Origin of the sequence: Pseudoduganella sp. LjRoot289, assembly GCF_964252925.1 — a bacterium.
GTDB lineage: Bacteria > Pseudomonadota > Gammaproteobacteria > Burkholderiales > Burkholderiaceae_D > Rugamonas.
Genome location: NZ_CAXUPN020000001.1, coordinates 3,958,034 through 3,981,935, shown reverse-complemented (window position 1 = coordinate 3,981,935; position 23,902 = coordinate 3,958,034). Strand labels below are relative to the sequence as shown.

Below are 23,902 nucleotides of genomic sequence, written 5' to 3'. Positions count from 1 at the left end.
AAAATGGAAAACATTTTGTGCCTCATGATAGCCGACCTGCGGCGAATCGGATACTGCGGCGGGAGCGCGCCGCATGGGCACTGGCACGGGAGCAGGTAAAATAGCGGATTACACTCAAGCAGCAGAAGGGCAAGCGATGGCAATTCAATGGTATCCGGGGCACATGAACGCCGCCAAGAAGAAAGCGGCCGAGCAGATGGAGAACACCGATCTGGTGATCGAGGTGGTCGACGCGCGCCTGCCCGAAGCCAGCTGCAACCCCATGGTGGAAGAGCTGCGCCTGTTCCGCCAGCGTCCTTGCCTGAAGATCCTGAACAAGGTGGATTTGGCCGACCCGGCCGCCACCGCCGCGTGGGTGGAATACTACAACCGCCAGGAAGGCGTGACGGCGTACGCCATGACGACCAAGAAGCCGGGCGACGTGGCGCGCATTCCCGACCTGGCCAAATCGCTGGCGCCGCACCGCGGCGTGCCGACCAAGCCGCTGCGCATCATGATCATGGGCATCCCCAACGTGGGCAAATCGACGCTGATGAATGCGCTGCTGAAAAAGCGCGTGGCCAAGGTCGGCGACGAGCCGGCTGTGACGAAAGTGCAACAAAAGCTCTACCTGGACAAGAACACCATCCTGGTCGACACGCCCGGCATGCTGTGGCCGAAGATCGCCATGCCCAGCGACGGCCTGATGCTGGCGGCCAGCCACGCGATCGGTTCCAACGCGCTGATCGAAGAGGAAGTGGCCGAATTCCTGGCTGGCGAAATGCTGCGCCGCTATCCCGAGTTGCTGGCCGCGCGCTACAGCTACAAGAACATAGAAGAGATGGACGCGATCGCCGTGGTCGAAGGCATCGCCGCCAAGCGCGGTTACCGCCAGAAGGGCGGCGACTACGACTACGAAAAGGCGTCGCACATCTTCCTGCAAGACTACCGCACCGGCGCGCTGGGCCGCATCTCGCTCGAGACGCCGGCCACCCGCGCCGCCGCGCTGGAAGTGTTCGCCGAAGAACAGCGCGTGAAAGCCGAAGCCGCCGCCGCCAAAGCCGCCGCCAAGGAAGCCGAGCGCAACAAAGGCAAGCGCGGCACCTGAGCGGCCCCCGAAAAAGGGAAAAAGGGCCAGGGTCAAATCGTAAAAGGGGCCAGGGTCAAATCGTAAAAGGGGTCAGGGTTATTTATACGTAGCGTATGCGTTTCGTATAAATCACCCTGGCCCCTTTTGCAGGTTCTGGCCCCTTGTCGGGTTGCGGTTTTAGCCGAAGCGGAAGCTGGAGACGGCGAGGCTGCCCATGAAGGCGTCTTCGTGGTAGACGATAGCGGCGGCGTCGCCTTCGGCTGCGCCCATGGCCACCATCAGCGGCAGCAGGTGCTCTTCGCGCGGATGCGCGGTGCGGGCCGCTGGCGCGCGTTCCCATTCCACCAGCTGCGCCGTGCGCTGCGCGGGCGGCAGCGCCATCGTCTGCCGCAGCCAGGCGTCGAACTGGTGGGATGCCGCCGCGCCGGCAGGGCCGAACTGGCGCAGGTTGTGATAACTCAGGCCGCTGCCGATGATCAGCACGCCTTCGCTACGCAACGGCGCCAGCGCGCGGCCTATCGCCATGTGCTCGGCTGGGTCCAGACCCTGTTTCAGCGACAGTTGCACGACAGGCACGTCGGCCGCCGGGTAGATGGGCTGCATGGCGGAGAATGTGCCGTGGTCGTAACCGCGCTCCGGGTCGAGCTGGGCGGCAATGCCGGCGCCGTTCAACAACTGCTGCACGCGCGCGGCCACTTGCGGCGAACCGGGGGCGCCATATTGGATCTCGTAGGTATAGTCGGGAAAACCGCCGTAGTCGTAAATCATGGGCGGCGCAGCGCTGGACGAGATCAGCGGCTCGCGGCCTTCCCAGTGCGCCGTGACCACCAGCACAGCCTTGGGCCGCCGCTCGCCGAGTTGGCGCGGGATGTCTTCCAGCGATACCTTCAGCGCGTCGTATTTTCCCTGGTACTGCTCCAGCATCCACGGCCAGGGACCGCCGCCGTGCGAGAGGAAATAGGTGGGGAGTGCGGTGTCGGCCATTTAGTGCTCCTGATATTCGATGCACTTACTATGGGGCCATATTCTCTATTCATCAATCCTGATTTTATGGATGGATCATTCAGGATTTGTTAATGATGACGATCATGGCGAACAGCCGTGCACCGCGCATCCAGGCCAGCAGCAGGGCGATGACTTGGGTCAGCAGCAAGGCGAACAGGAAACCCGCAGTGCCGATATGGGGCACGTGGATACGCGCCAGCCCCAGCGCGGCGGCCGCCGCCAGGCCGGCGACGCTGATCGCCACGTAGCTGCCCAGCATGGCCATTGGGCGGCGGGCCAGCAGGCGCAGCCCGTGCCACCACGCGATCACGGCGGACCGGCGGCGGCGGTCGGCGGCCAGCACGGCGCGGCCGGCGTCCAGCGTCACCAAGGCGAGCGCCAGCAGCAGCGCGCTCGCGACGCCGGCGGCGGCGCGCAGGTATTCCCCGTCGGCCGGGGTGATGGCGGTGTCGGCGCCGCTGGCTGCCAGGTGACGCATGCCGCTGGAGAGGGCCAGCGCGCCACCCAGCGGCGCCGCCGCCCACAGCAGCATGCGGAACATGCGCGGGTATTCGGCCATGGCGCCCAGGAGCAGGTCGCGGAACGCCGGCCTGCCATCAAAGCGCGCGGCGGTGACGACGGCGCCGGTCAGCAGCGGCGACAGCAGCAGGGCCGCCGCCACGGCGGCGCCGGCGCCCAGCTTCATGGCCAGCGGATTGCGGCCCGGGTCTGTCGTCAGGTCGGCGATGTTGGACAGGTCCAGCCGCTGCGCCAGTTCGGCAACGTGCACAGAATAGTCGAACGAGGCGCTGAAGTGGCTCCAGTACGGCAGCGTGAGCACCAGCGTGGGCAACAGCAGGGCGATGGTCCACAGCAGCAGCAAGCGCCATTGCAACGCGGCGCGCGCGGCGCGCAGGCAGACCCCGGTCAAGGGCAAGTTGGGGACACTCATATCGTCGCGATCAAAGTCAGCATGGCCTGGGCCAGTGCGGCCAGGTCGAAAGTCCAGCGGCGCGCGGCGCTCTTGTCGGCCTTCAGCGTGCGGCTGTCGTCGAGCTTATTCGTGTCCAGCAGGTGCGTGCGCTCGGGATCGAGTTCGGCCGACACGGCTTGCACCGGCTTGTCCCAGGTGTAGCGCTGCCAGCGTTCGCCGTTCTGTGGATCCCATTTGACGCTGATGGTGCTGCCGTCGGCGAAGCGCACCAGCAGCGTTTGCGGCACGGCCTCGCCGCGCCTGCGCAGCACGACTTCGGTGCGGAAGGGGAAGGGGCCGGTGCCAGGGCCGGCGTGGGGATGCGCTTTCTCCCACTTCTCGCGCGTCGCCTCGATCTGCTCGTCCACCTGCTCCTGCGTCAACATGACGCGCTTGCCCTTGACGATGGTGCTGCCCGGCTGCGGCAGCACTTCGGTACTGGCGAATTCCTGCACGCGGTCGTCGACTTTGCCGGTGCGGTAGACTTGCTGCGCGAACACGCGTTCGACCAGCGCGCGCTGGCCGCTCGACTCGGCCAGCGCTTCGCGCAGGTCGGCGGTGCTCGGGTGGCGGAAGCGCCAGCGCTTGTAGTACTCCTTGAATGCCTGTTCGGTGGCCTGCTTGCCCAGTTGCGCCTCCAGGTCGTGGAACAGGATGGCGCCGCGGTTGTACACCGGACCGATGCCCTGCAGGCGCGCATAGGCGTTCTGCCCGGCGGGATCGGCCGGGTTCTCGCGCACCGCGCCGCCAAGTTCGTAGTGGAAGCCGTCGAATCCGGGCGAGACGCCCAGTGCGCGCAGCCACCATGGCGCCGGGTGGAACTTCTGCCCGCGTTCACGCGCCATGCGCATGTTCCAGTATTCGTTCAGGCCTTCGTCCAGCATCGGTTCCTCGAACTCGTTGGAGGCGAGGATGCCGTAGAAATAGCCGTGGCCGAATTCGTGGATGTTGACCAGGTCCAGCTCGAATGCGTCGGCCGTGTCGGGTTCGACCTTGGTGTAGCTGTCGGCGGTGTAGAAGGTCGGGTACTCCATGCCGGACGCCGCACCGGCGTTATGCGGCGGCAGCACCACGGTCAGCGTCCGGTACGGATACGGCCCCAGCGTTTTCGAGTAGTAGCTCAGCGCATCCTGCGCGGCCTTCAGCGACGGCGCCGCGCTGGCCGCGAACTCCGGCGCGTACAGGACCTTGATGCTGACCGGCGGACTGCCCGCGCCGGTCCAGCTGCCCGTCAGCGGCGCGGCGTAGCGCTTGTCGGCGGTCCAGGCGAAATCGTGCACGTCGCCCTGCACGTAGTGGTGCGTCAGCATGCCGTCCTTCTCCACCGGCGCGCCTTGCAGTTCGCCGGTGGCGCCGACCGTGTAGCCCTTCGGTACGGTAAGTTTCACGTCGTAGCTGCCGAAGTCCGCGTAGAACTCGGACTCGGCATGGTACTCGTGCACGTTCCAGCGCTCCTTGACGGCGCCCCGTTCGCCGGGCAGTTCCAGTACGCCGATTTTCGGGAACCACTGCGCCACCAGATGAAAGCTGCCGAAGTAGCCGCTGCGCGCGAGCAGGCGCGGCAACTGGCTGTGGAAATCGATATCGAGCGTGGTGGTGGCGCCGGGCGCCACCGGCTGCGGCAGGTCGAAGCGCACCACGGTGCGGTCGTTTGCCGGGCCGTCGTCCGGGTGCACGAAGGACTGGTCGACCTTGGCGCCGTTCTGCAGCACGCTGCGCAGTTCAATGTGGCCCCAGTCGCCGTCCTTGGGGTCGGTGCTGAACACGCCGCGTCCACCCATCGCGCGGTGCTCGGTGAAGAAGGTGGTGCCGCCGTGTTCGAAGGCGTTCAGGTAGAGGTGCAGATAGACCGTGCGCACCGGATGCGCGCTGCGGTTGCGCCAGGTGAGCTGCTGCTGGCCGTCCACCGTGTGCTTGACCGGATCGAGCGTCGCTTTGATCTTGTAGTCGGCCACGCGGTCCGACAGGGTAGGCTCGCCGCCGGTGCGCGGGCCGCCCCAGGCGTTGGGCGCGCTCGGCGTGGCGACCGCCGCCGCGTGCGCCGGCGCGAAGGGGATGCCGGTGTCGGTATAGGGTTCCGGAACGGCGATGACCTGCACTTGCGCCAGCAGCGTGCCCTGGATGGCCAGGGCCGCCATGGCGGCTGCTGCGGCCAGGAGTTTGCGGTAGGGGTAGGCGTTCATGGCTGCCACTATATCGAAGCAGGTAGTAAATTACCAACCTTATCGGCGGGAGTATAATGGCCGCGTTTTGGTGCCCGCGCCCATGTCCATGGACGCAGTTAAACGGGAAACACAAGGCTGCCTGCGCTGCGCGCGGCGGCCAAGGTGTGCTGCCCCCGCAACGGTACGCAAGCGCCGCGCTGCTTGAACGAGGCACGCGGCAGGCTGGATCGACAACCACAGTGCAGGCCGCGCGGCAGTCCCGCTGCGCGGCGCCGCGCCGGAAGGTGATCCAGTCCGTCTTGCCAGCCCGGATACCGGCCAGACAGGTGGAAGCGCTGATTGCCTTCCGTTGAATCCGATCTGCGGGGACGCGGACGGATGCTCACTACGTATAAAGAACAAGATGACCTTCACGCATACCCGCCGCTCGCCGGCCTTGCTGCCGTCCCTGCAGCCGCTGGCCCTGGCCACTTCCATCGCCCTGTGCTTCGCCGCAGCCGCAGCCGCACCGGCGCCAGCGCTGGCCCAGGCGCCCGCCCAGGCTCTCGCCCAAACCGCCGCGCCCGTGATCGTCACCGGCGCCCGTTTCGACAGCGACCCGTCGCTACTGCCGATCGGCGCCACCGTCATCAGCGCGGCCGAGATCCGCCGTTCCGGCGCCAGCGACGTCAACCAGGCCATCCGCAAAATCGGCGGCGTGCTGGGTCACCAGAGCCTGGACGGCAGCCCGGACTTCGCGCTCGACATGCGCGGCTTCGGCACCAACAGCAGCCAGAACATGGTGGTCCTGCTGGATGGCGTGCGCCTGTCCGAAAACGAGCAGAGCACGGCCATCCTGTCGACCATTCCTGTGGACTCGGTCGAGCGCATCGAGATCACGCGCGGCGGCAGCAGCGTGCTGTACGGCGACGGCGCCACCGGCGGCGTGATCCAGATCATCACCAAGCGCCCCGGCGCGCGCAATGCCGGCACCCGGGGCACGGTGTTCGCTGAAGCAGGTCAGCTCGGCCTGCGCGAAGGCCGCGCCGCGCTCACGCATAGCGCGGACAACTGGGCGTTCGACCTGTCGGGCGGCGCGCTCGACACCGACAACTACCGCGACAACAACGGCTTTAAGTCGCGCAACCTGAACCTGGGCGCGCAGTGGGCCTTCACCGGCGGCCGCGCCGGGGTGCGCGTCTCCGGCACCCGCCAGGATTCCCGCTTCGCCGGTTCGCTGTCCGAGGCGCAGTTCAACGCCAATCCGCGCCAGACCGCCTCGCCCAAGAACTTCGGCTCGCTCGACAGCGACCGCTACACCGCCTTCGTCGAAGCCAAGGTGGCCGGCTACGACCTGGCAGCCGAACTGTCGCACCGCCGCAAGGAGCTGGAAGCGAGCTATTTCAGCGCCTACGGCTTGTATGAACTGGATTACCAGAGCAAGCAGACCCAGTTCTCGCCGCGCGTGCGCAAGCTGGGCCAGATCGGCGCCGTCCTGAACGAAGCGGTGGCCGGCATCGATTTCATCGACTGGAGCCGGGAGCAGAAGGGCAGCGCGCCTAGCAAGGCGACGCAGAAGTCGAAGGCGCTGTACCTGCGCGACGAAATCAAGTGGGACGCGTTCCGCCTGGCCGCCGGCGCGCGCCGCGAGCTGTTCGAGAAGGACAACCGCGACCCGTCGCCTTTCGCCAGCGCCGTCTACGACGTGACCCAGGGCGTGAACGCCTGGGACATCCAGGGCAGCTACGCGCTGTCGGCCAAGGCCACGCTGCACGCCAAGATGGGCCAGAGCTACCGCCTGCCGAACGCGGACGACAATGCCTACACGCCGCTGGCCAACCGCGTGCTGCAGCCGCAGACCTCGCACGACATGGAACTGGGCACGAGCTACGCCGAAGACGGCAACAAGCTGGCCGCGCGCGTGTTCCGCCACGAGCTGCGCAATGAAATCTACTACGATCCGACCGCGGGCGAATTCCACTTCGGCGCCAACGTCAACCTGGCCCCGACCCGGCGCCAGGGCTTCGAACTGGACGCGAGCGCGCGCCTGGCCGCCGACTGGTCGCTGAGCGGCCATTACCAGCGTGTAAAAGCCACTTTCACCGAAGGCGCGGCCGCCGGCCGCGAACTGGTGCTGGTGCCGAAGAACGTGCTGAGCGCGCGCCTGTCCTGGACCCCGGCCGACGGCCAGAGCGCCGACATCGGCGCCCAGTGGGTCGACAGCCAGCGCTTCGGCAGCGATTTCGACAACAGCTGCGCCGCCCGCATCCCGTCCTACACCACGCTGGACGCCCGCTACGCGCGCAAGTTCGGCGCCTGGGAAGTGGCGCTGTCCGGCCTGAACCTGGCGGACAAGCAGTACTACGGCATGGCGTTCAGCTGCCAGGGCGGGATCTACCCGTCCGACGGCCGCCAGCTGAAGCTGTCGGCGCGCTACGACTTCTAAGCCGGGCTTAAATCAGGCTTAAAATCCCCGCTGGCCGGGGATTTTTGCCGTTTGGGCTGATGGCGGGCCGAAAAAAATGGTAATCTCGCGGCGTTCGCCACTCTCATTCAAAGAAGGACCACCCATGCGATTCCTGCGCCTGATACTTGCCGCCGCCGCCCTGTCGTTTGCCGCCGCCGGCGCCTCCGCAGCCGAACCGAAGGAAGGCGTCGATTTCAAGACGCTGGAAAGCCCGGTGCGCGCCGACACCGGCAAGAAGGTGGAAGTGCTCGAGTTCTTCATGTACTCGTGCCCGCACTGCAATGCTTTCGAGCCTGCGCTGGCCGACTGGGTGAAGAAGCAGGGCGACAAGATCGCGTTCCGCCGCATCCACTTCCCGGCCGGCGGCCCCAACGACGCGCAGGCGCACGCCTACCTGACGCTGGAAGCGATGGGCAAGGTCGACGAGTTGCACAACAAGATCTTCCGCGCCATCCACGTCGAGCGCAACCGCCTGAACAAGGATGACGCTATGACCGACTTCATCGCCAAGAACGGCGTCGACAAGGCCCAATACCTGGAATACTTCAATTCCTTCGCGGTGCAGACTAAAATGAAACGTGCCGCCCAGGTGGTGGGCCAGTACAAGGTGGACAGCGCGCCGACCATCGTCATCGATGGCCGCTTCGTGACCGCGCCGTCCATGGCCGGCCGTCCCGGCATGTCGGAGATGGCTTCGCAGCAGGCGACGCTGCAGACCATGGATTATCTGGTGGCCAAGGCCGCCAAGAAATAGGATGAGCAGATGAGTGATGTTGAAAAAGAAGTGATGACGATCTACCGCGAGTCCGCGCCGGACGAGCGCAAGCTGTTCTGGCAGAGCCACGTGAACCATGTCGCCTGGAGTTTGCTGTTGATCGTCATCGCCTTTTCGGCCTGGCTCGTCATTGCCCTCGTCAACGCCGAGAACCAGCGCAATGCCTACGCCACCAAGAAATGCGAAGACCGCATGTTCAAGGGCGAAACCGACATGCAATGCATGAAGACGGTACGCACCCGTGACCACTGGTGGGACCACGTGGTGTACGCGCTGGGCCACACCAGCACTTGAGGCCGGCCCCGGCAAGAAAAAACCCGCTGCGGCGGGTTTTTTCTTGTCAACTGACGTTCTCGAGGTTGTCGAGCTGGCGCTGGAACAGCTGCTCCAGCAGCTTGCGGTCCTCGGCGCTGTAGCCGTCGTAGGCGCGGGTGGTGCGGGCCCATACCTCGGGCATGACCTGCTCGATCAGCGCGCGGCCGCTGTCGGTCAGCGAAATCATCACGCAGCGGCGGTCGCCGGGGCGGTTGCCGCGCGTGATGTGGCCTTGCGTCTCCAGGTCGTTGCAGACGCGCGTCAGGTTGGCAGGCTTCTCCATGCAGGCTTCGCCCAGTGTGGACGCGGTCGAGGTCTCGTTGTCCGAGCCGTACAGCACCGCCAGCACCATGTAGCTGGCGTCGACCAGGTCGTACTTCCTCAACGCCGCGTTGGACAGGTCCTTCATGCGCTTTTGCACGTGATAAGTCATCCGCATCAGACGTACCAGGTCTTCAGGAAATGCCGTCATGCGCGCGTGGATGTTTTTCAGGCGCTTGTTTGTGGCGTCGAAACTGCTCATTGCGCTCTCCTCTCCCTCTCCGAAAGACTTGATTGTACTATCCTTGCTTGATTGGAAACTTTGTTTAATGCCCGCAGTACCGCCGGCGCCACAGGTGTTCGGTGCGCCGCCCATGGCGGGGCTTTGTTAGAGTCGTTTGATCCGCTAACAAGGCTGATGGAGGCAATCATGGCAGGTAGCAGCACACTCGATCCGGACAACTTCCCCAAGGCGCCGGACCGTACACTGGGACGCGGCCACGGCACCGGCGCGCTGGGGCCGAGCGACAGTTCCGATTCCGGCAGCGACGTGCAGGGCGGCAGCGGCCTGTCGCAGCAGTTCGACACCGGCCTGCGGCAGGGCCCGAATGACATGGAAACGGGCAGGGCGGGCGGCACCGCGGGGCCCGACCTGGGCGATTCCGACCTGGACAGCGACAGCGATTCCTACGGCACCGGCGAACGCGCGGCGGCCGGGCGCGACACGGTGGCGCCGGACGGCGCCGACATCGATGTCGACCACATTGAAACCCTGCCTCCCGGTATCCTGGAGGAACTGGATGAACCGGAAGATGTCGAGCGAGGCAAGGGCGGCCGCCGCCGCCCTTGATGCTCGCGCCATGCCGGTGTGGCTTGCAAACCCGCCCCCGGCTTGAACGCTGGCGCCCCCGGCCGCTTCCCTCTGCTCATTTTTTGCGCATGCCTACTGTACCAAGGTACAGGATACATTTCGCTTTCGTGGCAGTAGGATCGCACGCATAGGGACCATTCCGGGCGGGCTGATGGGCAAGTTATCGACGTGGGGAGAACGCTGGACGGCGGCGGCGTGGCGCCTGGCTGCGCAGCTGGCGCGCTTTTTCACGCCCCGCGCTGTCCTGCGCCGCATCGCCGCGCGGCGCATCTCGATCGCGCTGATCGTCAGCGTGGCGCTGGCGGCGCTGGTGACCGTGGTGCTGCTCGGTTTCGCCGTCCTGTCCTACAATCAGGAGCGCGACGAGCGCTGGCGCGAACTGCACCGCCGGCTCGACGCGAACGCGGACCAGCTGACCGCCGCCATCGCCCTGCCGGCCTGGAACTTCGACGACCGCCAGATCATTGCCATAGTGCAGGCCAGCCTGAACAACCGCGACCTGTACGGCTGCACCGTCACCCTCGGCAAGCGCATGCAGTTCGCCTTCCTGCGCAATGCGCGCGGCGTGGTCGTGCAGGTGGCGCATGCGCCGGACTTGCCTGCGCTGCGCACGGCGGAGCGCACCATCCGCGTGGCCGGCAACGACATCGGCGTGGTGAAGATGTACGTGACGCCGGAGTACGTGTTGAACACGCTGCGTGAACGCCGCATCGCGCTTGGCTTCGCCATCGTGGCGCTGGATGTGACCTTGGTGCTGGGCGTGTACCTGCTGCTGTGGTATCTGATGCTGAAACCGTTGAAGGCAGTGGGGCATTACGCGGCCAGCGTGAAGGCGGGCGGCGCAGGCGCCGGACCGGACCAGTCCTTATTCCTGGGCGAGCTGAAAACGCTGAAGGAATCGATCCTGGAAATGGTGGCGCTGCTGGACCAGCGCTACAGCGCCATGCGGGCCAGCGAGGAACGCCTGACGATCGCCACGGACGCCGCCCAAATCGGCATCTGGGACTGGGACGTCGACAGCAACGAGGTGGTGTGGGACCGCGAAATGCACCGCCAGTATGGTGTGCCGCCGGGCGCTTTCAACAGTACGCTGGCGGCATGGGAGGCGCGCGTGCTGCCCGAGGACCTGGCCCGCGTAAACCTGCTGATCGAGGAAGTGCAGCGCGGCGAGCGCCCCTATGTCACCGAATTCCGCATCCGCTGGCCGGACGGCCAGCTGCGCCACATCAAGGCGGCCGGCAAGGCTTTTCGCGATGCCAGCGGCACTTTTCGCCGCCTGGTGGGCGTGAACTACGACATCACCGATATCAAGCTGGCGGAGGAGGAACTGCGGCGCCACCGCAACCATCTGGAGGAGCTGGTGGCCGAGCGTACCGAGGCGCTGTCGGTGGCGGTGGCGGACGCGCAGGCGGCCAACCGCGCCAAGAGCGTGTTCCTGGCGACCATGAGCCACGAGTTGCGCACGCCGCTGCATTCGGTGATCGGCTTCTCGCGCCTGCTGGCCGATTCGCAAACCATGACGGAAGAGGAAAAACGCAACCTGGGCGTGATCAACCGCTCCGGCCAGCACCTGCTCACCCTGATCAACGACTTGCTGGAACTGTCGAAAATCGAAGCCGGGCGCATCACGCTGCAGTCGACCGTGGTCGCGGTGGAAAGCTTGCTGCGGGAGGTGATGGACATGCTGGGCGCGCGCGCGCGCCAGGCCGGCTTGCATATGACACTGGACTGCCATGGCCTGCCGCCGGCCGTGCACATGGATGGTGCGCGGCTGCGCCAGGTGCTGCTCAATCTGGTGTCGAACGCGGTGAAGTTCTCCCAGCAAGGCAGCGTCATGCTGATCGCGCGCGCCCGGCCGCTCGAGGGCGGGCGCCAGGCGCTATCGTTCTCGGTGCGCGATACCGGCATGGGCATCGCCAAGGCGGACCAGCAGCGCATCTTCGAACCTTTCGTGCAGACCGACAGCAGCGGCACGCAGGAGGGCACGGGCCTGGGACTGACCATCTCGCGCGAGTTCGTGCGCATGATGGGCGGCCAGCTGGAGGTGGAGTCCGAACCGGGGCGCGGCGCGGAGTTCCGCTTCGCCATCGAGGTCACTGGCGCGGATTACGTGCCGCGCGAGCCGCTCAGCGTGGTCGAGCGGCTGGACGCCTCGGAGCGCGGGCACCGCATCCTCGTGGTGGACGACAACGAGGATAGCCGCCACCTGATAGACAGCCTGCTGTCGCCGCTGGGTTTCAAAGTGGAGCTGGAGGCCGACGGTGTGGCCGCGCTGGCGGCGCTGCGCCGTGCCCCGCCGGCGCTGGTGCTGATGGACTGGCGCATGCCGGGACTGGACGGGCTGGCGGTGATCCGCCTGCTGCGCGCTGAACCGGAGCTGCGCCAGCCGCGGGTGGTGATGATGACGGCGCACGCTTTCGACGAGGAGCGGCGCGAGGCGCTGGCGGCCGGCGCCGACGAATTCCTGTGCAAGCCGATCGAGCAGGACCGGCTGTTCCAGGTGCTGGAGCAGCAGCTGGGCGTGCGTTTCCGGCGCCGCCAGCGGCTGCCGTCGGCGACGCCGCCGCCACTGACCGGGGCGTGCCTGGCGCTGCTGCCGTACGAGGTGCTGGTCGAGATGGGTGAATTGCTGCATCTGCTGTATCCGGCGCGCGCGCTGCAACTGCTGGAAGGTTTCCGCGCCACCCATGCGGACACGGTGCTGGCGGTGGAAGCCATGCTGGAGCTGCACCAGTATCCGCAGCTGTGCAGCATGATAGAGGCGGTCTGCGCGCCACAGGCGCCGTGATTCCGCGCTAGCCGCGGTGGCTGGACGAGCCTGCCCACAGATTGATCCGGCCCTCCTGCGCTTGCAGGTCGATGGCGGCCAGTTCGTCGCTGGTAAACGCCAGGTTCTTCAGCGCCGCCACGTTCTCGCGGATCTGCGCGCTGTTGCTCGCGCCGATCAGGGTGGAGGTCACGCGCGGGTCGCGCAGCACCCAGGCCAGGGCCATCTGCGCCAGCGTCTGGCCGCGCAGTTTGGCGATCTCGTTCAGGCCGTGCACGCGCGCCAGGTTCTCCTCGCTCAGATGGCTTTGCAGCAGCGAGCCGCCGCCCGGGCGGTTCACGCGCGCGTCCTGGGGGACGCCGCCCAGGTATTTGTCGGACAGGATGCCCTGCGCCAGCGCGGTGAAGGTGATGCAGCCTATGCCTTCGCGGCCCAGCGTGTCGAGCAGGCCTTCGGTTTCTATCCAGCGGTTCAGCATATTGTAGGAGGGCTGGTGGATCAGGCACGGCACCTTCCATTCGGCCAGCAGGCGCGCCGCCTCGGCGGTCTTCTCGGCCGAGTAGGAAGACACGCCCACGTACAGCGCCTTGCCCTGGTGGACCGCGTGGGCCAGCGCAGCCATGGTTTCCTCCAGCGGCGTGTCCGGATCGAAGCGGTGCGAATAGAATATGTCCACGTAGTCCAGGCCCATGCGCTGCAGGCTTTGGTCCAGGCTGGCCAGCACGTATTTGCGCGAACCGCCGCCCTGGCCGTAGGGGCCGGGCCACATGTCCCAGCCGGCCTTGGTGGAGATGATCAGCTCATCGCGGTAGGGACGGAAGTCTTCCTTGTAGAGGTGGCCGAAATTGGTTTCCGCGCTGCCGTAGGGCGGACCGTAGTTGTTGGCCAGGTCGAAGTGGGTGATGCCAAGGTCGAAGGCGGTGCGCAGCATGTCGCGCTGCGAGGCCAGGGTATTGGTGTCGCCGAAGTTGTGCCACAGCCCGAGCGACATGAGGGGCAGTTTCAAGCCGCTGCGTCCGCAGTGGCGGTATTGCATTTCCTCGTAGCGGTGGCGCGATGCCTGGTAAGTCATGGTGTCTCCTTGCTTGGTGTCGGTGCCGAAGGGCGATGATAGCGCAATCACCGGTGCTGAGTGCCGTTTGTCGCATCTATCGCCGTTTCGTCGCAAACCCGGCCGGCGCGGCGGGGCTTGCTGATACGCTGGCGTCCACAGTCAACTTGAGGGATGCCATGCTGGGACTATCGTTGAAGATGACCGCGCGCGACTGGCGCGCGGGGGAGTTGCACCTGCTGCTGGCGGCGCTGGTCGTCTCGGTGGCCGCCTTGTCGGCGGTCGGCTTCTTCACGGACCGCATCCGCGGCGGCATGCAGCGCGACGCCAGGCAGTCCCTGGCCGCCGACCTGCTTGTCGGTTCGGACGCGCCGCTGGCCCCGGCCTTGCTTGCCGACGCCGCTGCGCGCGGCCTGCAAACCGCCACCACCATCTCCATGATCAGCATGGCCCGCGCCGGGACGGGCGAGGGCGCCCGCTCCCAGCTGATATCGCTGAAGGCCGTCAGCGCCGGCTATCCATTGCGCGGCGCGCTGAGCTTCGCGCCAGGCGGCGCATCCGTGCCTTCCGCGCCGCCGGAACCCGGCACGGCATGGATAGACACCGGCCTCGCCAGCCGGCTCGACCTGCAAGCCGGCGGCAAGCTGCGCGTCGGCGATGCGGAATTGACGGTCACCCGCCTCATCGCGGTCGAACCGGACCGCCGCTTCTCGCCCGTCAACATGTCGCCGCGCGTGATGATCGCCGCCAGCGGCCTGCCCGCCACCGGACTGATCGCACCCGGCGTGCGCGCCAGTTATTCCCTGCTGCTGGCGGGCGACGCCGCAGCGGTGGAAGCGTTCCGCGCCGCCCTGCAAGCACGCCTGAGCGCCGCCAACACCGCCAACGTCCGTATCCAGACCGCCCGGGAGAGTAGCGCGGCCCTGGGCCAGACACTGGACCGCGCCGGCGGTTTTTTGTCCCTGGTCAGCCTGATGTCGGCCATGCTGGCGGCGGTCGCCATTGCCATGGCTGCGCGCCGCTACATGCTGCGCCACGTCGACGCCTGCGCCATGCTGCGCTGCCTCGGCTTGCGCCAGTCGCAAGTGCTGCGGCTTTACCTTGTCGAATTCCTGCTGGTCGGCCTGGCGGGCAGCGCCATCGGCATACTGGCCGGCTACGCCAGCCACCTCATGCTGCTGCAATGGCTGGAAAGGCTGCTGCCCACCGCGCTGCCGGCCGCCAGCTCGATGCCGGCGCTGCAGGGCATGGCCGCCGGCCTGATCCTGCTGGCCGGCTTCGCGCTGCCGCCGCTGCTGCAACTGCGCGATGTGCCGCACGCCCGGCTGCTGCGGCGCGAGCAGCAGGCGCCGCGCGGCGTCACGCTGGCGGCGTGCGCGCTGGGAACCGCCATGTTTTGCGCCTTGCTGCTGTGGATCACCGGCGACGCCATGCTGGGCGCCCTGAGCGCGGCGGGCTTCCTGCTGGCCGCGCTGCTGTTCGGCGCCGTCTGCTGGCTGGCGTTGAAAACGCTGGGCGCCATGCGCGGCATGTTCAAGCAGCCGGCCTGGCGTTTCGCCGTCACCGCGCTGCACCGCGATCCCGGCGCCACCGTGGCGCAAACGGTGTCGCTGGCCATAGGCCTGGCCGCGCTGCTGCTACTGACCGTGGTGCGCGGCGACCTGCTCAATGCATGGAAAGCCGACACCCCGGCCGACGCGCCCAACCACTTCGTCGTCAATATCCAGCCCGAACAGAGGGAGGATATCGCGGCCCGCCTGGCGCATTACGGCAGCCCCGCGCTGCAGCCGAGCACGCGCGCGCGCCTGCTGGCCGTGAACGGCAAGCCGGCCGGCGCCAAGGACCACAAGGCGTCGCTGAACGACACCGATTTCGACCTCTCCTTTTCCGCCAAGCTGCCTGCGGCAAGCACCCTGTTGGCGGGGCGGTGGTTCGATCCGACCTCGAACCTGCCCGAAGTGTCGGCGGACGAGAGCGTGACGCGGCAGTTCGGCATCAAGCTGGGCGACACGCTGGACTTCGATGCAGGCGGTCTGCCGGTGCAGGCCAAGGTCACCAGCCTGCGCAAGATCGACTGGCGCGCACACACGCCGAGCTTTGAATTCCTGCTCAACAGTGTGGCCGCGACCGATTTGCCGCGCACTTACAGCACCGCCTTCCACGTGCCTGAAAACGACCGCAAGGCGGCCGACCGGCTGGCGCAGGATTTTCCCAACCTGACCGTGCTCGATTTCGGCTTCCTGGTCAGTCAATTGCAAAGCGTGCTGGCGCAAGTGAGCGTGGCGGTGGAGTTCCTGTTCCTGTTCACGCTGGCATCCGGCGTGCTGGTGCTGTACGCTGCGCTGGCCGGATCGCAGGACACGCGCAGGCGCCAGGCCGCTTTGCTGCGCGCTCTCGGCGCCACGCGCAGCCAGCTGGCGCGCGCGCAGTGGATGGAGCATTTGCTGACCGGCGCGCTGGCCGGCCTGCTGGCGGCGGCGGGCGCCACGCTCGGCAGCTGGGCGCTGGCACACTTCGTCTTTGAACTGGCATGGAGCTGGTCGCCGCTGTTGTGGGGCGCAGGCCTGTGCGCCGGCGCGCTGTGTGCCATCGCGGGCGGCTGGCTGGGCCTGCGTAACGTTTTGAATCAAGCGCCGCTGCTTACGCTGCGGCAAGCATAGGTATAGGCACAAGCATAAGCACAATCACAAGGAGAAGCAGATGCACCCAATTATCCAGGTCCGCAGTCTGGGCAAGCGCGTGGCCGACGCCACCGGCGAACTGACCATCCTCGACGACGTCAATTTCAGCGTGCGGGCAAGGGAGACGCTGGCCATCGTCGGCGCTTCCGGCTCCGGCAAGTCCACGCTGCTCGGCATCCTGGCCGGTCTCGATACGCCCAGCGCCGGCACCGTGCTGCTGGACGGCGGCGACATTTTCGCCCTCGATGAAGACGGCCGCGCCGTGTTCCGGCAGGCCAAGCTGGGCTTCGTGTTCCAGTCCTTCCAGCTGCTGGCGCACCTGACGGCAGTGGAGAACGTGATGCTGCCGCTTGAACTGCGCGGCGAGACCCACGCGCGCGTCAAGGCCGAAGCGATGCTGGAGCGGGTAGGCCTGTCCAGCCGCCTGAAGCACTATCCCAAGTACCTGTCCGGCGGCGAGCAGCAGCGCGTGGCGCTGGCGCGCGCCTTCGTGTCCGAACCGCCGCTGCTGTTCGCCGACGAGCCGACCGGCAGCCTGGATGCCGCCACCGGTGAGGCGGTGATGCAGCTGATGTTCGCCCTGAACCGCGAGCGCGGCTCCACGCTGGTGCTCGTCACGCACGACCCGGCAATCGCCGCGCGCTGCGGCCGCACCGTCACCATGTCCGCCGGCCGCCTGACCGAGGAAGACTCGCAAAAGGAAGCATTATGCGCCTGACCGCCAACGCAGACACCGTGGTGGCCGTGCCATCCGTAGCGAAGGCAACCATGGCTGCGATCGCCATCGCTTTCGCCGCCGCGAGCGCCAGCGGCGCCGCCCATGCCGACGGCCTGTCCGACCTGAAGGGCGCCTTGTCCCGTTTGCAGGCGCAGACACCGCTGAAAGGTACGCTGGAAACCAAGACCTGGCGCCGCAGCGGCGAAGGCAAGGATGCGGAGGAATATGCGGGCGCCGCCAGCATCGCACTGGAGGACGGCAGCCAGGGCATGCGGCTGCAGTATGGCCGCGAACTATTGTCGCGCATGGACGTGGAGCAGCAGGCTGTGGCCAAGAATCCCAACGCCAAGACGCCCACGCTGTACGCCATGCGCGAACTGGGGCCGGATGAACTGCGTCCCATGGTGTCGGCCGCCGAAAGCCTGGCGCGCCAGCTTGAACGCACCAGTTTCAACAGCGAGAAGGCCGCCAGCTACAATGGCAGGCCGGCGCGCCAGCTGAGCTTCAGCGTTCCCGTTACCAGCCTGAGCGACCGCGACCGGAAATACGTCAAGGAGTTCGACGGCAAGCTCGATATCTGGATCGACGCCGAAGGCACGCCGCTGGCCAGCCGACTGAATGTGCACGCCACGGGCCGCGCCTTTATCGTGGTCAGCTTCGAGTACAAGCATGACGAGCAGTCCGTCTACGCGCGCTCCGGCGACCGCCTGCTGGTGGCGCGCAAGGAGAGGCAGTCCAGCAACGCCGGCGCAGGCGAGCGGTCCGAAGACCGCATCATCAAGATCCTGCAACAGGGTTGAAGACATGGGTAGCGTGGCATCGCCGGAACCGCCCAGCTTGCATCCAATGAGGTTGCCATGGAAATCGAAAAAAAACCTGCGCCGCAGCGCAGGTTTTCGGGGAAGCGGACGCCTCGCGATTAAGCGAAGTTGGCGGCCGCGAAGTCCCAGTTCACCAGGTTGAAGAAGTTCTCAACATACTTCGGACGCGCATTGCGGGTGTCGATGTAGTAGGCGTGCTCCCACAGGTCGCAAGTCAGCAGCGCTTTGTTCTCGGTGGTCAGCGGGGTGGCCGCGTTCGAGGTGTTGACGATGTCCACGGTGCCGTCCGGCTTTTTCACCAGCCAGGTCCAGCTCGAACCGAAGTTGCCGATGCAGGACTTGGTGAATTCTGCCTTGAAGGTGTCGAACGAACCCCACTTCGCGTTGATCGCGTCGGCCAGGGCGCCGCTAGGCGCGCCGCCGCCGGCTGGCTTCATGCCGTTCCAGTAGAAGGTGTGGTTCCATACCTGGGCCGAGTTGTTGAAGATGCCACCGGACGATTTCTTGATGATCTCTTCCAGCGACAGGGCTTCGAATTCGGTGCCCTTGATCAGGTTGTTCAGGTTGGTGACATACGCTTGATGGTGCTTACCGTAGTGGTATTCCAGGGTTTCTTGCGAGATGTGCGGCGCCAGGGCGTCCATTGCATACGGCAGAGGTGGCAGGGTATGTTCCATGTGTCTATCCTTTTGGTTAAGTCTGAAAAGTCATTTTTGCTGAAACGACCATCATTGTAAACCTTAGCGCGGCATGGCGCTGAATTGCCCCCGGATACCGTGGGGGCAAGCGTTTCAGCGCCGCCGCGTGGTTTCGCGCACCACCAGCTCCAGCGGCGGCACCTGCGACTGTACCGGCTCGCCGTGGATCAGGCGCAGCAGCGCGTGGGTGGCCACCAGACCCATGTCGTATAGGGGCTGGCGTATGGTCGTTAGCGGCGGGGTGGTATAGGAGGAGCCGGGCAAATCGTCGAAGCCGACCAGCGAGATGTCGTCCGGCACGCGGATGCCCTTGCGGTACAGCGCCAGCCGCACGCCATAGGCGCTCTGGTCGTTGGCGGCGAACACGGCGGTGAACTGCTGGCCGGTGTCGAACAGGCGGTTGATGGCCAGCAGGCCGCTGTTTTCGTGGAAGTTGCCCTCGACGACGAGCTTGGGGTCGAGCTCGACGCCCGCTTCGTGCAGCGCGCGCTTGTAGCCGGCCAGGCGCTCCTCGGCGTCCTTGTTGTCGGCCGGGCCGCAGACGAAGGCGATGCGGCGGTGGCCCATTTCGAGCAGGTGGCGCGCGGCCATCCAGGCGCCGTGCTCGTTGTCGAGCTTGAAGCCGAGGGCGCTGCGCGTGTTCAGCTCGCGTCCGGTGGAAACGATGGGGCGCTGGCCGGAGAACTGCAGCACCGTCTCGTCCGACATGCGGCCCGACAGCAGGATGATGCCGTCCACCTTGCGCGCCAGCAGCAGGCGCATCCGGTCCGCCTCTTCTTCCGCGTTCCAGTGGCCGCTGACGATCACCGAGGCGTAGCCGGTGTCTTTCAGGCCGTCGTCGACCCCGCGCAGGGTTTCGTCGAAGTAGGGCGAGGAGATGTCCTGCACCACGATGCCTATGGTTTGCGAGCGGCCCCGTTTCAGGCCCTGGGCCATCAGGTTGGGCGCGAACTTGGTGCGCGCGATGGCGGCCATTACGGCCAGACGCTTGTCGTCCGACACCTTGGCGGTGCCGTTCAGGATACGCGATACGGTGCTGGGCGACACTCCCGCTTCGCGGGCGACATCGAGCAAAGTCGAGGGGGCTGTTTGGTGGTTGTCGCTCAAGAGGGGGCCTGTTCGGTGAAATCCTTTTCATGGTCAGAATACCACAGATTTTTCGCCGTTTCCCCTCTGGGCGGGCCGATGCCGGCCATAAAAAACGGGTAGTTGTTGAAAATATTATGATTGACTTCGATTTTCACCCGGTGTTAAATACGCCCATCGCTTGAAAACGTTTTCAAGGCCGAGTCCCGGCACGGAACGACGAACAGCAACGGGCCACTCCACTTACCTAGCCTCCTAGACATGTCCATACCTGAAAAAATTGCAGCCTTCCCGCCCACCTTCACCTGGGGTGTCGCGACCAGCGCCTACCAGATCGAAGGCGGCGCCACCGCCGATGGCCGGGGCGCGTCCATCTGGGACACCTTCACCCATACCGAAGGCAAGATCACCGACGCCAGCACAGGCGACGTGGCTTGCGACCACTACCACCGTTACGCCGAGGACGTGGACCTCATCGCCGGCCTCAACGTGGACGCCTACCGCTTCTCCATCGCCTGGCCGAGGGTGCAGCCGGACGGCAGCGGCGCCTGGAACGAAGCCGGCTTCGACTTCTATTCGCGCCTGCTGGACAAGCTGGCCGAGAAAAATGTCGCCGCCCACGTCACGCTGTACCACTGGGACCTGCCGCAGGCGCTGGAAGACGAGGGCGGATGGCTGAACCGCGAGACCGCCGAGCATTTCGCCGTGTACGCCGCCGAAGTGGCGCGCCGCTTCGGCAACCGCGTGGCCAGCATCGCCACCCACAACGAGCCGTGGTGCACCGCCAACCTGGGCTACGGCACCGGCCAGTTCGCGCCCGGCATCGCCCGTCCCGCCGCCGCCGTCTCGGCCTCGCACCACCTGCTGCTGTCGCACGGCCTGGCGATGCAATCGATGCGTGCGCTGAACGTGTCGGCCAAGCTGGGCATCGTGCTGAATCAATGGACCGCCACCCCGGCCACCGGCTCCGCCGCCGACATCAAGGCTGCCGAAGTGGAGTGGGCGCGCTCCGTGGCCTGGTTCATGGACCCGATTTTCAAAGGCAGCTATCCGGAGCTGGCCCTGGAAAATAACGACTGTTCTCTTTTGTCCATTCATGAAAACGATTTCAACGATATCCGGCAGCCGATCGACTTCCTGGGCGTGAATTACTACTTCCGCGCCTATGTCAGCACCGAGACGCCGCCGCGCACGCCGCCGTGCCTGCTGGGCGTGACGGACATGGGCTGGGAGATTTATCCGCAAGGCTTGACCGAGTTGCTGCTGAAGCTGCACGCCGAGTACACGCTGCCGCCGGTCTACATCACCGAAAACGGCATGGCCGTCGCGGACCAGCTCGAAGGAGGGCAGGTGCACGACCAGGCGCGCATCGACTACTTGAAGATGCACCTGGCAGCGCTGCACGACGCGATGGACGCGGGCGTCGACGTGCGGGGCTATTTCTACTGGAGCCTGATGGACAACTTCGAATGGAACTCCGGCTACCTGCGGCGTTTCGGCCTGGTCCATGTCGACTATGACACCCAGCAGCGCACGCTGAAGGACAGTGCGCACTGGTACCGCAATTTCATCAAGCAGGCATAAGCAGCAAGTTTTATAAGCAGCAAGTTTTTCTTATTCGACCGGGCCGGCCGCGCGCTGGCCCGTCACCCCAACCAGGAGCCCAGATGAATTCGAGCTGAGTACGAACGCATTGTGGTAGTAGCCAAAGAGCTATGCAACACCAATTAATCAACGGATACATAGAGGAAAGACATGACAAATTCGCAAATCAAGGCGATGTGGAAACTCGCGCCGCTTGCCCTGCTGACCGCCAGCGCCTACGCCCAAGAAGGCGCCACCGCCGCCATGCCGGCCGCCGCCGCCGCACCGATCGAAGCGCCCGTCGCCGCGCGCAACGGCGAACCTGAAAAAATCGTCGTCACCGCCACCCGCCGCAACACCTTTGTGCAGGAAACCCCGCTGGCGATCACCGCTTACAGCCAGGACACGCTGTCCAACAACCAGGTCAAAGACCTTGCCTCGCTGACCAGCATGGTGCCCAGCCTGGTGGTCGAGCAGCACGGCGACTCGGGCGGCGTGCACGTCTACATGCGCGGCGTCGGCTCGGCCAACCACACGGAGCTGGGCGACCCGGCCGTGGCCTTCTACATCGACGGCATCTACTCGCCGCGTCCGCAGGGCGCCACCGCGCTGATGTACGACTTGTCGCATGTCGAGGTGGCGCGCGGCCCGCAAGGCACGCTGAACGGCCGCAACTCGACCGCCGGCGCGGTCAACCTGGTGTCCGGCGCGCCCAGCACCGAGAAGGTGTTCGGCTCGGCCGGCATCACCATCGGCGACTACCACCGCCTGCAAACGCAAGCGATGATCAACATCCCGCTGGCCGACGACATCGCGCTGCGCATCGCCGCCATCAAGGACAGCCACGACGGCACGGTCGACTTCCGCAAAGGTTCGAACGTGCTGCCGGGCGCGAAGAAGTACGGCGCCGAAGACAAGATGGGCGCGCGCGCCTCGCTGCTGTGGCGCTTCACGCCGGATCTGCGCGCCACCGTCATCGCCGACTACTACAAGGACCAGGGCGCGGGCAACGTCTACCTGGCGGCCGAACCTGCGGCCGGCACCGAACTGCGCTCGGCGCTGATCGACAGCCCCGGCACGCTGGACCAGTCCATCACCACCTTCAAGGGCAAGCTCAATTACCACCCGAGCGACGAGCTGGACCTGACCTACCTGGGCAGCTGGAGCCGCTACAAGCGCGCCAACGTCAACGACGCCGACGCCGGCCTGTTCCCCGGCTTCAAGTCCGAGAACCGCACCGAATGGGCGAAGTTCGACAGCTACTCCCATGAACTGCAGGCACGCTCGGACAACGACGCGCCGTTCCAGTGGGTGGGCGGCCTGTTCTTCTTCGGCGAGAAAAACAAGGTCCGCTTCGACATCGACCGCAGCCAGATTTCGCAAGCGACGGTCGCGCAGGACGTCGCCAACGGCTCCGTCATCTTCGTGCGCCCGACGGTGGGCCAGTACGCGTCGGCCATGTCCTTCATCCAGGGCAACCGCCAGCTGAAATCGAAAGCCGTGTTCGCGCAAGCGAGCCAGCAGTTGACCAGCGAACTGAAACTGACGGCCGGCGCGCGCTACACCAAGGACCACAAGTTCGACATCGGCGGCCAGAACTGGGCCTGCCCGAACTGGCCGGCCAACGTCCCGCTGGGCACCACGGTGCTGACGCCGGACCAGCTGCGGCAGCTGGTCACGCCCGGCACGGGCCTGATCAACACCCACAACATCGGCCCCGGCGGCGCGGTGACGGCGGCCGGCTGCGGCAACACGGCGGGCGACAACACGGCCGACCTGGAATACGGCCAGGCCACCTACCTGGGCCGCCTGGAATACAAGCTGCGTCCCGAGATCCTGTTGTACGGCTCCGTCACCACCGGCTTCCACTCGCCCGCCATCGGCGACGGCGGCGCCACCACCAAGCCCGAGAAGCTGACCAGCTACGAGCTGGGCATGAAGTCCGACCTGCTGGACCGCATGCTGACCCTGAACCTGGCCGCCTTCCACATGAAGTACAAGGACAAGCTGGAGTCGCAAGTGGTCAACAGCGTGCTGGCCAACTTCAACGCCGCCGGCGCCACGGTGAACGGCGTGGAAGCAGAATGGACCTGGCGTCCGACCAAGGTGGACCGCCTGACCGGCACCGCCACCTGGCTCGACGCCACCTATGACAGCTTCCTGTCGTGCGACGTCGACGCGGCCCGCGCCAAGGGCCTCGCCTGCGGCTCGACCGCGCCGGCCGTGGACGTAGGCGGCAGCGTGATGAAGCACGCGCCGAAGTTCTCCACCACGCTGCAGTACGAGCATGACTTCGCCAGCAGCAAAGGCCTGTTCACGCCGCGCATCTCGGCGCACTACGAAGGCGAGACCTTCGTCGGTTCCGGCGCCTTCAGCAACGACGTGCCCGGCCATGCCGGCGTGAAGAAGCAGAAAGCCTACGCCACGCTGGACCTGAGCGTACGCTTCCAGCCGCTGAACAAGGCCTACACGGCGGAACTGTTCGTGCAGAACGCGACCGACCGCGACGTGAAGCTGGACGTGACGGAACTGTGCACGGACACCGGCATGCCATGCCAGCCGACGCAGCAGATCTACGGTGCGTTCTATAATGCGCCGCGTACGGTCGGCGGACGCGTGTCGATGAAGTTCTAAAGC

General features: G+C 66.0%; 18 protein-coding genes and 1 riboswitch. Of the genes, 11 read left to right on the top strand and 7 right to left on the bottom strand.

Annotated features, from left to right (window positions below; genetic code table 11):
• Positions 1-136 precede the first annotated feature (136 nt).
• Entirely contained in the window at positions 137-1,087 is a 951-nt protein-coding gene (gene ylqF, locus ACSQ8Y_RS16965; RefSeq protein ID WP_436267607.1) for a ribosome biogenesis GTPase YlqF, read from the top strand.
• Between the two features lie 159 nt (positions 1,088-1,246).
• On the opposite strand, the gene ACSQ8Y_RS16960 is transcribed toward ylqF, so the two are convergent.
• The 3 genes from ACSQ8Y_RS16960 to ACSQ8Y_RS16950 form a co-directional block, all read right to left on the bottom strand.
• Positions 1,247-2,053 (bottom strand): DODA-type extradiol aromatic ring-opening family dioxygenase, encoded by an 807-nt coding sequence (locus ACSQ8Y_RS16960; RefSeq protein WP_436267606.1) that lies wholly within the window; start codon positions 2,051-2,053, stop codon positions 1,247-1,249.
• 79 nt (positions 2,054-2,132) lie between these two features.
• Positions 2,133-3,005, bottom strand: coding sequence for a hypothetical protein (locus tag ACSQ8Y_RS16955; RefSeq protein ID WP_436267605.1), 873 nt, complete (start codon positions 3,003-3,005; stop codon positions 2,133-2,135).
• The gene (locus tag ACSQ8Y_RS16950; RefSeq protein ID WP_436267604.1) at positions 3,002-5,209 is read right to left on the bottom strand and encodes a M1 family metallopeptidase; all 2,208 of its coding nucleotides are present in this window, start codon (positions 5,207-5,209) and stop codon (positions 3,002-3,004) included. The genes ACSQ8Y_RS16955 and ACSQ8Y_RS16950 overlap by 4 nt, the downstream gene beginning before the upstream one ends.
• Positions 5,210-5,261: 52 nt before the next feature.
• Positions 5,262-5,528: riboswitch (cobalamin riboswitch) on the top strand.
• Between the two features lie 66 nt (positions 5,529-5,594).
• On the opposite strand from ACSQ8Y_RS16950, the gene ACSQ8Y_RS16945 reads away from it, so the two are divergent.
• The 3 genes from ACSQ8Y_RS16945 to ACSQ8Y_RS16935 all read left to right on the top strand — a co-directional run bounded on the left by ACSQ8Y_RS16945 (position 5,595) and on the right by ACSQ8Y_RS16935 (position 8,706).
• Positions 5,595-7,616: a TonB-dependent receptor gene (locus ACSQ8Y_RS16945; RefSeq protein WP_436267603.1), complete on the top strand. Its 2,022-nt coding sequence runs from the start codon at positions 5,595-5,597 to the stop codon at positions 7,614-7,616.
• Between the two features lie 124 nt (positions 7,617-7,740).
• On the top strand, positions 7,741-8,391 hold the full coding sequence (locus ACSQ8Y_RS16940; protein ID WP_436267602.1) for a thiol:disulfide interchange protein DsbA/DsbL: 651 nt from the start codon (positions 7,741-7,743) through the stop codon (positions 8,389-8,391).
• Between the two features lie 9 nt (positions 8,392-8,400).
• Positions 8,401-8,706: a hypothetical protein gene (locus ACSQ8Y_RS16935; protein ID WP_436267601.1), complete on the top strand. Its 306-nt coding sequence runs from the start codon at positions 8,401-8,403 to the stop codon at positions 8,704-8,706.
• Positions 8,707-8,752: 46 nt separating this feature from the next.
• On the opposite strand, the gene ACSQ8Y_RS16930 is transcribed toward ACSQ8Y_RS16935, so the two are convergent.
• Positions 8,753-9,250 carry a MarR family winged helix-turn-helix transcriptional regulator gene (locus tag ACSQ8Y_RS16930; RefSeq protein WP_436267600.1) on the bottom strand — a complete coding sequence of 166 codons (498 nt, stop codon included), beginning with the start codon at positions 9,248-9,250 and terminating at the stop codon, positions 8,753-8,755.
• 168 nt (positions 9,251-9,418) lie between these two features.
• Between ACSQ8Y_RS16930 and ACSQ8Y_RS16925 the strand changes: the two genes are divergently transcribed.
• Together ACSQ8Y_RS16925 and ACSQ8Y_RS16920 are read left to right on the top strand one after the other, a co-directional pair.
• Entirely contained in the window at positions 9,419-9,838 is a 420-nt protein-coding gene (locus ACSQ8Y_RS16925; RefSeq protein ID WP_436267599.1) for a hypothetical protein, read from the top strand.
• Positions 9,839-10,010: 172 nt separating this feature from the next.
• A complete protein-coding gene (locus ACSQ8Y_RS16920; protein ID WP_436267598.1) occupies positions 10,011-12,647 on the top strand; it encodes an ATP-binding protein in 2,637 nt (878 codons plus the stop codon).
• 7 nt (positions 12,648-12,654) lie between these two features.
• Here ACSQ8Y_RS16920 and mgrA read toward each other — a convergent pair whose 3' ends face one another.
• On the bottom strand, positions 12,655-13,698 hold the full coding sequence (mgrA, locus tag ACSQ8Y_RS16915; protein WP_436267597.1) for an L-glyceraldehyde 3-phosphate reductase: 1,044 nt from the start codon (positions 13,696-13,698) through the stop codon (positions 12,655-12,657).
• A gap of 158 nt (positions 13,699-13,856) precedes the next feature.
• On the opposite strand from mgrA, the gene ACSQ8Y_RS16910 reads away from it, so the two are divergent.
• Genes ACSQ8Y_RS16910 through ACSQ8Y_RS16900 form a run of 3 tightly spaced genes read left to right on the top strand, consistent with a single transcriptional unit; the run spans position 13,857 to position 17,876 of the window.
• Positions 13,857-16,337, top strand: a complete 2,481-nt coding sequence (locus tag ACSQ8Y_RS16910) for an ABC transporter permease (RefSeq protein WP_436267596.1) — start codon at positions 13,857-13,859, stop codon at positions 16,335-16,337.
• Between the two features lie 40 nt (positions 16,338-16,377).
• Positions 16,378-17,076, top strand: a complete 699-nt coding sequence (locus tag ACSQ8Y_RS16905; protein WP_436267595.1) for an ABC transporter ATP-binding protein — start codon at positions 16,378-16,380, stop codon at positions 17,074-17,076.
• Positions 17,067-17,876, top strand: coding sequence for a hypothetical protein (locus ACSQ8Y_RS16900; protein WP_436267594.1), 810 nt, complete (start codon positions 17,067-17,069; stop codon positions 17,874-17,876). Before ACSQ8Y_RS16905 ends, ACSQ8Y_RS16900 begins: the two co-directional genes overlap by 10 nt.
• Before the next feature lie 119 nt (positions 17,877-17,995).
• On the opposite strand, the gene sodB is transcribed toward ACSQ8Y_RS16900, so the two are convergent.
• Both sodB and ACSQ8Y_RS16890 read right to left on the bottom strand, forming a co-directional pair.
• Positions 17,996-18,574: a superoxide dismutase [Fe] gene (sodB, locus tag ACSQ8Y_RS16895; RefSeq protein ID WP_436267593.1), complete on the bottom strand. Its 579-nt coding sequence runs from the start codon at positions 18,572-18,574 to the stop codon at positions 17,996-17,998.
• 114 nt (positions 18,575-18,688) lie between these two features.
• The gene (locus ACSQ8Y_RS16890) at positions 18,689-19,702 is read right to left on the bottom strand and encodes a LacI family DNA-binding transcriptional regulator (RefSeq protein ID WP_436267592.1); all 1,014 of its coding nucleotides are present in this window, start codon (positions 19,700-19,702) and stop codon (positions 18,689-18,691) included.
• A 240-nt stretch (positions 19,703-19,942) separates the two neighbouring features.
• Between ACSQ8Y_RS16890 and ACSQ8Y_RS16885 the strand changes: the two genes are divergently transcribed.
• Together ACSQ8Y_RS16885 and ACSQ8Y_RS16880 are read left to right on the top strand one after the other, a co-directional pair.
• Complete coding sequence (locus tag ACSQ8Y_RS16885; RefSeq protein ID WP_436267591.1) at positions 19,943-21,265, top strand: GH1 family beta-glucosidase; 1,323 nt, start codon at positions 19,943-19,945, stop codon at positions 21,263-21,265.
• 171 nt (positions 21,266-21,436) lie between these two features.
• Entirely contained in the window at positions 21,437-23,899 is a 2,463-nt protein-coding gene (locus ACSQ8Y_RS16880) for a TonB-dependent receptor (RefSeq protein ID WP_436267590.1), read from the top strand.
• Positions 23,900-23,902 lie beyond the last annotated feature (3 nt).